This is a genomic window from Natronorubrum sulfidifaciens JCM 14089, assembly GCF_000337735.1.
Classification (GTDB): domain Archaea; phylum Halobacteriota; class Halobacteria; order Halobacteriales; family Natrialbaceae; genus Natronorubrum; species Natronorubrum sulfidifaciens.
The window spans coordinates 179,094-191,155 of record NZ_AOHX01000039.1 but is presented as its reverse complement, the minus strand read 5'-3'; the positions used below and the strand labels follow the sequence as shown (position 1 = coordinate 191,155).

Sequence of the window (12,062 nt, the reverse complement as noted above, 5' to 3'; positions counted from 1 at the left end):
TGTACGATCCGTATGACATCGTCGGTGGTGACTCTTTCCGTCACGACATGGCTCCGTGGCCTCTGGTTGTTCTACCGCCGTTATACCACCACCGCGGTTCATACGGCCGCGACGGCAGCGCTCGCGATCTTCGGCATTCTCGTGGTCGTCGATCCGTGGTTCGCAGTGGTTGCCATCGCCTGTTACGTCGGTCCACCCCTCGTGCTGTACGTCCTCGCTGACGAGTCGGCTTCTGACGAGGGCGAGGGGGACGTGCTCGAGGAGTCGCCGTCAACCCATGCCGATCACACCGTCGACCCTGCGACAACGGAATCGGAGACGGGTGGCTCGAGTAGCACGGACGTTTTGGGACCGACCATGGGCCGACCCACTGGTGACGGAGATACCGATAGCGATAGCGACGACGGAGACACGGATTTCGACGGTGTCGGAACTGACACCGATTCTGACGCCGACGGGACCGACACCGATTTCGATCGTGACAATGGCGACACAGATTCGGACAGCGACGACGGTGATACCGACTCGGATGCTGACGGCTGATCAGTCGTTGCGTTCGTCGTTGGACGACGGTGAAGACGGCAACTGGCCGGGAGCGCGACTCGAGCGAACGAAAGCGCGGCGCATCGCGTCGCGAAACGACGAACGGCCGAAGGCCGTGAGTCAGAGAGAGCGGGCCGACGACTGACTCGGAGCGAGTGACACGAGCGGAGAGAACGGAGGAGTGCTTTTCATCGAATTGTTGCCGAGGGTGCACAGCGGGCGCACCCGCAGCGCAAAACTTCGTCTCTAGAAGCCCTTGCCGAGCAGTTCGCGCGCGATAATGTTCTTCTGGATCTCGGTGGTTCCTTCGTAGATCTGGGTGATCTTCGAGTCGCGGTAGAGTCGCTCGACGGGGAAGTCGTTGACGTAGCCCGCCCCGCCGTGGATCTGGACGGCCTCGTTTGTCGCGTCGACGGCAACGCGTGAGGCGTACTCCTTGGCCATCGAGGCGAGTTTGGTGATGTTCTCGCCCTGATCGACCTTCCAGGCGGCCTTGTACGTCAGATTCCGTGCGGCTTCGGTCTCGGTCGCGATGTCGGCGAGTTTGTGCTGGACGGCCTGGAACTCGCTGATCGGCTGGCCGAACTGTTCGCGATCCTGGGCGTACTCGAGGGCTTCGCGCAGTGCCCCTTTCGCGATACCGACGCCCTGTGCGGCGACGCCGGTTCGGGTGGCGTCGAAGAACTGCATCTGCTGCATGAAGGCGGCGTCGCGGGTGCCGATGAGGTTCTCCTCGGGGACGCGGACGTCGTCGAGGATGAGTTCGGCGGTGTCCGAGGCGCGGATGCCCATCTTGCCCGTGATCTTGTCGGCCGAGAAGCCGTCGCGGTCGGACTCGACGACGATCTGACTGAAGCCGTTGTACCGACCCTCGGCGTCGGGGTTGGTCTTACACAGCATGACGAAGAAGTCACCGACGGTCCCGTTGGTGATCCACATCTTGTTGCCGTTGACGACCCACTCGTCACCGTCTTTCTCGGCGCGCGTCGACACCGAGGAGACGTCCGACCCGGTGTCGGGTTCGGAGATCGCTGCCCCCGAAATCTTCTCGCCCATCGCAACGGGCTCTAAGAAGCGCTCTTTCTGCTCTTCGGTCCCGAACTCCTGAATGGCTTCGGTCCCGAACGAACACGCCATGATCGAGAGCGCGATCCCGGGATCGTACGAGAATAGTTCCTCGGCGATGAGGACCGTCTCGAGCGTCGAGTAGCCCGCGCCACCGTACTCCATCGGGATCGACGAGCCGACCAGCCCCATCTTCGCGGCCTCATCGACGATCTCGTGGGGGAACTTCTCTTCGACGTCGTACTCCTCTGCTGCAGGGACGATTTCGTTCTCGGCGAATCGCCTGACTTCCTCACGAATCTGCTCCTGTTCTTCGGTGAGACCGAATTCCATGTCAAGACGTTCCTAGGCCAGTGGTAAAGAGCTTTGTAACCGACAGTAAACGAAACTATAGTTTTCTTTAGGAAATAGGGAAACGTTGAAACCCGTGCCGATTGCAACTATGACCATGGAGCTGGAAGACATCAACACCGTCGCAGTTCTCGGCGCAGGAAATATGGGCCACGGTATCGCGGAGGTCGTCGCGATGGCTGGCTACGACGTCAATCTACGTGATATCAACGACGAGTTCGTCCAGAACGGGTACGAACAGATCGAGTGGTCGCTCGACAAGCTCGCCGAGAACGACCAGCTTACCCAGGAGGAAGCCGACGCCACCTTAGAACGGATCACGCCGCTCGTCGACATGGCGGAAGCCTGTGGCGATGCCGACGTCGTCATCGAGGCCGTTCCAGAGAAAATGGAGATCAAACAAGACGTTTACGAGGAACTCGAGTCGGTCGCCTCCGACGACGCGATCTTCGCGACGAACACCTCGAGTCTCTCGATCACGGATCTCTCGGAGTTTACGGACCGGGCCGAAGAGTTCTGTGGGATGCACTTTTTCAACCCGCCGATCCGGATGGATCTCGTCGAGGTCATCTCCGGTGGGCACACTGATGACGCCACGCTCGACGTCATCGAGGCGTTTGCGGAGGATATCGGAAAGACGCCGGTTCGCGTGCGTAAAGACGTCCCCGGATTCATCGTCAACCGCATTCTCGTCCCGCTGATGAACGAGGCCGCATGGCTCGTCGAAGACGACGTCGCCACCATCGAAGAGGTCGACGCGACGACGAAGTTCGACATCGGGCTGCCGATGGGGAGTTTCGAACTCGCAGACTACGTCGGCATCGACGTCGGCTACCACGTCCTCGACTACATGCACGAGGTCGCGGGCGAGCGCTATGAGCCGTCGCCGACGCTGAAAGCGAAAGTCGAAAACGAGGAGTTCGGCCAGAAGTCCGGCAAGGGCTTTTACGACTACGAGGACGGTGACGGCGCGGACGTCTCGATGGACGACGATCTGTTCAACGAGACCGTCAAAGAGCGGCTGCTCGCCGCGCTCGCAAACGAAGTCGCCTACCTCGTCGGTGACGATGTCGCCTCACCGGCAGAGATCGACACTGCCGTCAAACTCGGCGGCCGCTGGCCGAAAGGCCCCGCGAAGTTCGCCGACGAGTACGGTGTCGCGGCGCTTGCTGACGCGCTCGAGGACGCGTACGAGGACGCCGAACACCCACGATACGAGCCGTTCGACCACCTCGCGACCGTCGTCGAAGAAGGCGGCTTCTACGATGACGCGGACGAGGAAGACGGCGCGGTGGAGTTCGACACGATCGAACTGACCTACCCCGGCGACAAGGTCGCACAGATCGAACTCAGCCGGCCCCAGCAGATGAACTCCATCAGCCTCGAACTGATCGACGAACTCGACACCGCAATCGACCTCGTCGACGACGATGACAGCGTGCGCGCCCTCCTGCTGACGGGTGCCGGCTCGAAGGCGTTCTCCGCGGGCGCGGACTTCATGAGCATCGCTGGTGGTGGGGCCGATCCGTTCGACGCGGTCGAGCTTTCCAAGTACGGTCAGGAGACGTTCGGTCGCCTCGAGGAGATCGAGATGCCCGTCGTCGCCGCCATCGACGGCTACTGTCTCGGCGGCGGGATGGAGCTTGCGACGTGTGCCGATATTCGAATCGCGACCTCGCGCTCGGAGTTCGGCCAGCCCGAGTTCGACCTCGGCCTGCTCCCCGGGTGGGGCGGAACCCAACGGCTCCAGCGTATCGTCGGGATGGGCCGTGCAAAGGAGATCATCTTCACGGCAGAGCGGTTCCCCGCCGACGAGATGGCCGAGTTCGGGTTCGTCAACGAGGTCGTCGAACCGGACGCGTTCGAGACGGCTGCACAGGAGTACGCCGCAAAGCTCGCTGGTGGCCCACCGCTCGCGATGCGCTTTACCAAGCGCGCGATGCAGAAAGGCTGGGACAACCACGAAGCCGGCCTCGAGGTCGAGTCGATGGGCTTCGGCCACGTCGTCAACTCCGAGGACGTCCACGAGGGCATCAACGCCTTCTTCGGCGACGACGACCCCGAGTTCGAGGGCAAGTAACACGGGAACGATCGTAGCCGCTGTGCCCGTCTCAGTGGCGAAACCGAGTGATCGCCACCGGTTTCACTTTTAGTCGACGGTGGGATAGAGTCACACTGCCACTCGAGACAGCGTTCAGTTCGTTCGGAGGTCGGCAGCCATCGACCGAAATGGTCGCGAGATTTATCACCCGGAGGTACTATTGGTAAGTCGTGGCTTCAACCGATGACGAGAACGGAGGGGACAACGGGTGAGTGAGACGCTCGAGATACTCGTCGTAGACGACGAAGCGCGTCTTGCAGACCTGTTTGCTGCATGGCTCGAGACCGAATGGGTCGTCGACACGGCCTACGACGGGGACGCAGCCCTCGAGAAGATGGATGATTCCGTCGAGGTTGTCTTGCTGGATCGACGGATGCCGGGGCTGTCCGGCGATCAGGTCCTGACGAAGATCAGAGACACTGGCTACGACTCGCGAGTCGTGATGGTAACCGCAGTCGATCCCGATTTCGACATCATCGAGATGGGGTTCGACGATTATCTCGTCAAGCCGGTCTCGAAGGACGAACTCATCGAGATCGTCGCCGAGGTGGCCGGCAGATCGGAGTACGAATCGGACATCCGAGAGTACTACGCCCTCGTCTCGAAGAAAGCACTGCTGGAATCCGAGAAAATCGAGCACGAACTCGCGGATAACGACGAGTATCAACAGCTCTGTGAGCGGGTCTCCGAACTCCGCGGCCGTGTCGACAAGACGGTCTCGGAGATGCAATCCCACGACGAGTTCGTTGGGGCGTTCGAAGACCTCCAGCCCGAAAACTGAACGTCATCGGCCGAGTCGAACGCGAGCGATCCCCCCGTTCTCATCCGATCGCGTGTCCGTGCGTGCCAGCGACTGCGCTGACACGGCCAATGACCGACTTGCTGAGCAGCCCGTTGTGACGGCTGTGTGTTCGTTCGCTGTCGACACTCGAGTCAACCAGCCGCTGGCGGCGGCGAGTCCGCTCAGGGCGCTTGCCCGTAGATCAGGTTCCGCTGAATCTCGTTTGCTCCCTCGTAGATGACGGGGATTCGGGCATCGCGGAAGACGCGAGCGATCCGACGCTCGTCCAAGACCGAACGGCCGCCGTGAAACTGCATTCCCTGTTCGGAGATTTCGACGGCCGCCTCCGTCGCGTTCGTCTTCGCCAACGCCGCCCAGTAGCCCGCTTGTTCTCCGTTGTGGACCTTTTCGCAGGCCCGCCAGGCGAGCGCTCGAGCGCGTTCGAACGCGATGAGCATGTCTGACAGTCCGTGTTGGACCGCCTGAAACTCGTTGATCGTTCGGCCGAACTCCTCGCGGCCGTGGACGAACTCCCAGGTCTCTTCGATGGCGGCGGCGGCGAGACCGAGGCTGTGGCCGGAGACGATGACACGGCCGTGGTTGAAAAACTCCGCGAGCATCATGAAGCCGGCCCCTTCGTGGCCGATGAGGTTCGACTCGGGAATCCGGCAGTCGTCGAACTCGATGTGAGCCTGCTTCGAGGCGCGCATCGCCATCTTCTCGGGGATGTGTTCGGCCTCGTAGCCGTCGGTGTCGGTGGGGACGATGAACATCGAGTGGTTGCCGTACCGGTTATCTTCGTCGTCACCCGTTCGGGCGTAGACCGTCACCCAATCAGCTTCGACGCCGTTACCGATCCAATACTTCTCGCCGTTTAACACGTACTCGTCGCCGTCTTTCTCGGCCGTCGTCTGCATTCCGGCGAGGTCACTGCCCGTTTCGGGTTCCGAGACGGCGAGCCCGGAGCGCTGTGTGCCTTCCGCGACCGGCCGGATGTACTCCGCACACTGCTCGTCGGAGCCGTACTTGTACGTGATCTCACAGCCGAAACTCGCCAGTTGCAGAGTCAGCGCGATCCCGGCATCCGCCCGATAGAACTCCTCCGTCAGCGCGAGTAGCTGCGGGAGGTCAAGCCCGCGCCCGCCCCACTCCTCCGGAATGTCCTGTGCGACGAGGTTCGCCTTCTGACCTGCCTCGAGGATTGCTTCGGGATACGTTCCGTCCTGAAAGTGCTCCTGTGCGTTCGGTTCGATGTGTTCGCGCGCGAACTCACGCGCCTCGGCTTTGATCTCGTGTGCGTGTTTCGGGACGATGCTGTCCTCGAGTAACTCCATAACCTGTCATACGATCGCACGATCAATATAGCCGCGGGGCAACTGTGCAAGCCGTACTGGCATATCGACGGGATGTCACGGGCGGATGAACCCATCATGCGAGTCGACCTGCGAGCACAGCGGACTGTCGAGCAGTGGGACCCACCCACCCCACTGCTTCCGCTGTTAGCGGGAAAACGACTGCACCACCCCCATGGGAGGGGGTGCCTTGCAGTTAGTGAGAAACGGTATGCGGATATGGTTTTTAGCTATAGTACTTAATTCTATATATGTCTCGTGGATCAGTACCGGCCGGAACGGCAGTCCTCGAGTCACCTCGAGTTCAGCTAACAGCGGAAGCAGTGGGGTGGGTGTGAGCCACACAGTCGCCCAGTAACAGCGGAAGTGGTGGGGTAGAAACGTCCCTGCGGGTGTCTCGGTACAGCAGACCGTCTCACTCACGCAGCGGTATCCAACAGCTCCGACAGGCCGGCTTTCACACTCGAGACGGACTGATCGAGTTCGTGTTGTTTGTACTTTCCGCCGCCTTTCCCGCGGTTGACTTGTGTCGAGGAGATGATGCCGAGCGTCTCGAGTTCGGCGAGATACTCACGCACTGCGCGGTCGGAGACAGGATCGTTGCCTTCGCGTTCACACAGCATTTCGTAGGGGTCGCGGACGTCACGAGTTCGCGCCGGCGTCTGTCCTTGCTCTTCTAAGATGGTCAACGCCCACAGGACGAGTTGGCCGTGCATCGAGTAGTTACTGATCCCTTCGACGACCTGATCGGTCTGGAGTCGCTCTCTGGCCTCGCGGACGTGGGCTTCCGTTACCAGTTCGGTGTTGGTCTCGCGGGCGATGTCGCCACTCTCAAGCAAGAGATCGAGCGCCTGTCGCGCGTCACCGGAGTCTTTCGCGCCGTAGGCGGCACACATCTCGATGACGCCGGTATCGAGGACGTCGTTCTCGAAGGCGACTGCCTCACGTTGGCGAAGCACCTCACAGAGTTCGTTCGCGTCGTAGGCGCTGAACGAGACCTCCTTCTCACACAGACTCGAGCGGACTTTCGAACTGAGCTGATTCCGGAAGTCGAGATCGTTAGAGATGCCGATCACGCCGAGCCGTGCGGCCGTCACGTCACCGTTCGAGCGCGCTCGCGGGAGCTTATAGAGGAGGCTATCGTCTCGAATATGGTCGACCTCGTCGAGGACGATGAGGACGGTGCCGCCGAGTGTATCGAGTTCGTCGAACAGAAACTGGTAGACTGAGGCCTGTGGGTAGCCGGTGTTCGAGATCTGGTTCGTCGGATCGCGGAGTTCGTTAACGAGTGCAACGGCCGTCTGATAGCTGGAGTTGAGGCCGTCGCAGTTGATTTCGACGGTGTGGAGGTCGAGCCCGTCGACCTTCCCGGCGTCGCGCTCGAGCAGTTGGAGGAGAAACCGGGTCGCAGCGGTTTTCCCGACGCCGCTTTTGCCGTACAGGAAGATGTTGGATGGCGTTTCGCCTTCGATCACGGGCTGGAGTGCAGCGTGATACTGCCTGAGTTCTTCGTCCCGACCAACCAATTCGTCGGGTGTCCACTCCTCTAAGAGCGCTTCACGCTCTTTGAAGATACTCCCGGTCGGCTTGAAGCTGAAATCCGACATTGCGTGACGTGTCTCGTTGGATGTCTTTATCCTTTGGTTCCGCTGTTTCCGTTGTATCCGTGATTTTATATGGTAGCAACCCCACCGCTTCCGATGTTAGGACGAACAGGCCTCGCCCTTGAGCCGAGAGACGCACTGGCGACGGACTCGAGCGCTCAGCCGGCAAATCCCGACAGCAGCCACTCGCCGTCGTCGCCGTCCTCGTCGCTGATACTCGGTGCGCTGACGAGGACGAACGCGCTCTCTTCGTCCCCGTTGCGGATCTGGCGCGTCGACGCTGGCGGGATCCAGAGTGCGTCCCCGGTCTCCATGGCGACCGGATCGTCGTCGACGATCACCGTCGCTTCGCCTTCGATGAGCACGTAGACTTCTTCGTGATCGTTGTCCGTGTGGTCGTGTGGTTTGCTGTTCCAGCCCGGGTCACACCGCGCCACCGTCACACCGACCCGCTCGGTCTCGAGCGGATCACTCAGAAAGTGCATCGCACTGGAGACCTGCTCGACCTCCTCGTAATTGACCTTCCGATAGCTCATGCTCGACCATTGAGTGGGCAAACGCTAAAACAATACTGTTCGGTCGAAGCGAATGACACGTTTCCCGTCCGGAATCGATCTCAGCTATCCTGTGAGATCGGATCGAAACTGTCGACGGGAATCACCGAGTAGTCGACCGTCAGCGCATCCTTGGTCGCTCGGATCTTGCCGACGAACGTCGAGATGTCCTCGAGTTCGCCCTCGAGGACGAACAGCTCCATACAGTAGTGGTCGCCGACGTGGCTGTGGAAGTTCGAGGCCACGAGATCCTCGTGCTCGTGGCGCAGATGCATCATTCGCTCTTCGACGCTGGTCGTCTCGTAGTCGAATAACACGGTGACGATTCCCATCAGCTCTCGATCCTCGAGGCGAGTGTCCTCGAACTCACCGAGCAGGTTCCGGGACGCCTCCCGGACGACTTCACTACGGCCAGTGTAGCCGTGTTCGTCCGCGAACTGATCGAGTCGCTCGAGAAGTTCGTCCGGCATTGAGACGCTTACGACTGCCATATAATAACTCGGCGGCCATATTCTATTAAGGCTTATCATCGTCCTCGAGGCAGACCGTCACGATGCCCGGAAACCGGTGTTTGAGAACTCGAGTTGCCAGTTGTCCCGGTCTCTCGGCACGTCGATACGCCGACCGCGCCTGCGTCGGTACGGCGGACGATCAGTCGAGCGGAGACCGTGATGAGCGAACGCGGTGGTGACAGGCCGATCAGTTCAGATCAGTTCGGCCACGAGAACAGGCCGATCAGTCCGGCCACGAGAACGCGTATCGCTTGTGGGACAGGTGTCCGTCCCATATGAAGAGCGTACTAGACAGTTCCACTCCGTGTGACGATCGTACTAGACAGTTTTCAGACTCCAGCCAGAGCAGTACGTATGTATCTCCCACAGCAGACGTGGCCGGATCTCGAGGAGTACGTCGCGAACGAATCGCTTGCGGTCGTTCCACTCGGGTCGACCGAACAACACGGCCCTCATCTGCCGGAGGGGACCGACTACATGATCGCGGAGGCACTCGCCCGCGAGGCAACCGAACAGACCGGGCATCTCTGTACCCCGCCAATACCGATCGGTGTCAGCGCCCACCATCGACAGTTTCACGGGACGATGTGGGTCGAGCCGCCGGTGTTTCGGGACTTCGTCGAGAGCTTTTCACGGAACCTTACCTACCATGGGATCGACCGGATCGTCTACGTCAACGCCCACGGCGGCAACGTCGCCCATCTCCGGGAGGTCGGCCGGCGGCTCCACGACGACGCCACGGCCTACGCTATCGAGTGGATGTGGGACGAGTCGATTCCCGACCTGATCGAGGCGGTCTTCGAGACGCCCGGTCCACACGGTGGCCCCAAAGAGACCGCCATGATCATGCACATCGCCAAGCACCTCGTCCGCGATGATCGACTCGAGGACGCCCGTGACGGCGGCACCGTCTTCGAGTACGACGCCGAACGCGTCCACGGGGCGACCACCTTCTACGATGCGATCGAGAACAGTCGAAACGGCGTCTTCGGCGACCAGACGGATGCGACGCCCGAAATCGGCGCACAGCTGTTCGACGCCGCCTCGGAACAGCTCGTGAAGCTCCTCGAGTGGCTCGATTCCCAGCCCTTCGAAGCGCTCATGCCGGCCCCCCATGTGGACCCACAGCCCGGAAGCGGTCGCTAACGGGGGCGACCAGCGGTCCCACGATCGAATCGACGTTGGACTTATGCCTCCGAGTGGCGTGGTGCGGACAATGAGCGACCGAACAGAGTCGTCGGGCGCAGAGTGCTGGTCGGCTGGTGACGAGCGGACCGCGCGTCGCTGCTGTCAGGCACTCGTCGAGACGGTCGACGGTGGCGTCTTCCGACTCGATGTCGACGACCGGTTCGTCGCAGTCGACGACACCTTCCTCGAGTTGACGGGCTACTCCTGCTCGGAGCTTCTCGGTGAACGACTGGCGACGGTTCTGCCGTCACTCGAGCCAGCGCAGTTCGAGGAGGCCGTTCGAGGGCACCGTCCCGATGGGACAGCGAACGTCGTTCCCCTCGAGCGAACACTCCGGACCGCCGCTGGTGACACAGTTCGCTGTGACCTCCGGCTGACCCGTCTCCGAGCCGACGGTCGAACCGCGGAGTTCGTGGGAATCGTCCGGCCGGTCGAGCAATCAGAGCCGAGCGCTGTACCCGACCAACCGAAATCGACAGCCGTTGAATCCACCGCGATGGCCCTCGAGACGACGGTAAGCGAGATCCTCGGTCGCGTCTCGGATGCGTTCTACGCACTCGATGAGTCGTGGCGGTTCACGCACGTCAACGAACGCGCCGAGGAGTTGCTTGGCCACTCGAGCGACGACCTCGTCGGCGAACGGATCTGGGAGGTGTTCCCCGGCGGCAAACGGTCGGAGCTTGCAGACCGGTATCAGGAGGCGATGGCGACACAGGAATCGATCTCTTGGGAGCGCTACTCTCAGTCGCTCGAGCTGTGGATGGAGATTCAGGTGTACCCTTCGGAGACGGGGCTGTCGGTGTACTTTCGCGATATCACGGCTCGGAAACGGCGGGAACGACAACTCGAGCGGTACGAACGGATCATCGAAACCATCGACGACGGGATCTACGTCCTCGACGAAGACGACCGATTCGTGGCCGTCAACGACGCCTATACGGAGCTCACCGGCTACGACCGCGACGAGCTGCTCGGTGCTCCCGCGTCGCTCATTAGCAGCGAGCCCGCCCTCGAGCAGACGAAGCAACTGGCTACCGACGACAACGAGCCGTCGACGCTCGAGACCACACTCGAGACGAAAGACGGGACGCCGGTTCCGATCGAAGCGACCGTGACGACGATTTCGACGGCCGAGCACACGGCTCCGGATGCGGCTGTGGGGACCTCGAGTGACACCCCGCGCGACGGTGAGCGCACGCGAGCCGACGCCGCGGATGGTAGCAACAAATGGGCTGGCATCGTTCGCGACGTCACCGAACGCGAGGCGTATCAACGCGAACTCGAGGCATCGAACGAACGGTTAGAGCAGTTCGCCTACGCGGCTTCACACGACCTGCAGGAACCGCTGCGGATGGTCTCGAGCTATCTGCGGTTGCTCGAACGTCGCTACGACGACGCCTTGGACGACGACGGGCTCGAGTTTCTCGAGTACGCGGTCGATGGTGCCGAGCGCATGTCGGCGATGATCGATGGACTGCTCGAGTACTCGCGCGTCGAGACACGGGCGGGCGAACTCGAACCGGTCGACCTCGAAGCCGTCTTTGAAGACGCTCGAGAGGATCTCGCGCTTCGGATCGACGAACAGGAGGCGGACGTAACGGTGTCGTCGCTGCCCTGTGTTCGCGGTGATGGAAATCAGCTGCGGCAGGTGTTCCAGAACCTCCTGTCGAACGCGTTCGAGTACAGCGGTGATGAGCCGCCACGGGTCCACGTCTCGGCTGAACAGAGCGGGTCCGAGTGGATCGTCTCGGTCCGCGACGAGGGAATTGGGATAGACCCGGACGAGACGACGCGAATTTTCGAGGTGTTCCAGCGGTTGCACACGCACGACGAACATCCGGGGACCGGAATCGGGCTGGCACTGTGTCGTCGGATCGTCGAGCGTCACGGCGGCGACATTTGGGTCGAAACCGAACCCGGAGCGGGGGCGACGTTTTCGATGACGCTGCCGGCAGTCGACGACCCCGAATCGTGTGAGCCGTGTTCACACTAGAATCCAACAGCTATATAT

The 12,062-nt window shown here is 61.3% G+C and carries 11 protein-coding genes; 6 read left to right on the top strand and 5 right to left on the bottom strand.

Going from position 1 to position 12,062, the window contains the following annotated elements:
- Nucleotides 1-12: 12 nt before the first annotated feature.
- Both C495_RS10865 and C495_RS18485 read left to right on the top strand, forming a co-directional pair.
- Nucleotides 13-543, top strand: coding sequence for a hypothetical protein (locus tag C495_RS10865; protein WP_008162829.1), 531 nt, complete (start codon nucleotides 13-15; stop codon nucleotides 541-543).
- A 19-nt stretch (nucleotides 544-562) separates the two neighbouring features.
- A complete protein-coding gene (locus C495_RS18485; RefSeq protein ID WP_275039967.1) occupies nucleotides 563-688 on the top strand; it encodes a hypothetical protein in 126 nt (41 codons plus the stop codon).
- Between the two features lie 101 nt (nucleotides 689-789).
- Here the strand turns inward: C495_RS18485 and C495_RS10860 are convergent, their stop codons facing one another.
- A complete protein-coding gene (locus C495_RS10860; protein ID WP_008162827.1) occupies nucleotides 790-1,941 on the bottom strand; it encodes an acyl-CoA dehydrogenase family protein in 1,152 nt (383 codons plus the stop codon).
- Nucleotides 1,942-2,056: 115 nt separating this feature from the next.
- On the opposite strand from C495_RS10860, the gene C495_RS10855 reads away from it, so the two are divergent.
- Entirely contained in the window at nucleotides 2,057-4,039 is a 1,983-nt protein-coding gene (locus C495_RS10855) for a 3-hydroxyacyl-CoA dehydrogenase/enoyl-CoA hydratase family protein (protein WP_008162826.1), read from the top strand.
- Between the two features lie 229 nt (nucleotides 4,040-4,268).
- Nucleotides 4,269-4,841 (top strand): HalX domain-containing protein, encoded by a 573-nt coding sequence (locus C495_RS10850; protein WP_008162824.1) that lies wholly within the window; start codon nucleotides 4,269-4,271, stop codon nucleotides 4,839-4,841.
- Between the two features lie 182 nt (nucleotides 4,842-5,023).
- Here the strand turns inward: C495_RS10850 and C495_RS10845 are convergent, their stop codons facing one another.
- From C495_RS10845 to nikR, 4 genes are all read right to left on the bottom strand, one after another.
- Nucleotides 5,024-6,175 carry an acyl-CoA dehydrogenase family protein gene (locus C495_RS10845; protein ID WP_008162823.1) on the bottom strand — a complete coding sequence of 384 codons (1,152 nt, stop codon included), beginning with the start codon at nucleotides 6,173-6,175 and terminating at the stop codon, nucleotides 5,024-5,026.
- Between the two features lie 437 nt (nucleotides 6,176-6,612).
- The gene (locus C495_RS10840) at nucleotides 6,613-7,800 is read right to left on the bottom strand and encodes an orc1/cdc6 family replication initiation protein (protein ID WP_008162821.1); all 1,188 of its coding nucleotides are present in this window, start codon (nucleotides 7,798-7,800) and stop codon (nucleotides 6,613-6,615) included.
- 155 nt (nucleotides 7,801-7,955) lie between these two features.
- The gene (locus C495_RS10835) at nucleotides 7,956-8,333 is read right to left on the bottom strand and encodes a cupin domain-containing protein (protein ID WP_008162818.1); all 378 of its coding nucleotides are present in this window, start codon (nucleotides 8,331-8,333) and stop codon (nucleotides 7,956-7,958) included.
- A gap of 80 nt (nucleotides 8,334-8,413) precedes the next feature.
- Nucleotides 8,414-8,842, bottom strand: a complete 429-nt coding sequence (gene nikR, locus C495_RS10830; RefSeq protein ID WP_006066624.1) for a nickel-responsive transcriptional regulator NikR — start codon at nucleotides 8,840-8,842, stop codon at nucleotides 8,414-8,416.
- A gap of 375 nt (nucleotides 8,843-9,217) precedes the next feature.
- Between nikR and C495_RS10825 the strand changes: the two genes are divergently transcribed.
- Both C495_RS10825 and C495_RS10820 read left to right on the top strand, forming a co-directional pair.
- The gene (locus C495_RS10825; protein WP_008162816.1) at nucleotides 9,218-10,009 is read left to right on the top strand and encodes a creatininase family protein; all 792 of its coding nucleotides are present in this window, start codon (nucleotides 9,218-9,220) and stop codon (nucleotides 10,007-10,009) included.
- A 70-nt stretch (nucleotides 10,010-10,079) separates the two neighbouring features.
- Nucleotides 10,080-12,044 carry a PAS domain-containing sensor histidine kinase gene (locus C495_RS10820; RefSeq protein ID WP_161605564.1) on the top strand — a complete coding sequence of 655 codons (1,965 nt, stop codon included), beginning with the start codon at nucleotides 10,080-10,082 and terminating at the stop codon, nucleotides 12,042-12,044.
- The last annotated feature ends 18 nt before the right edge of the window (nucleotides 12,045-12,062 follow it).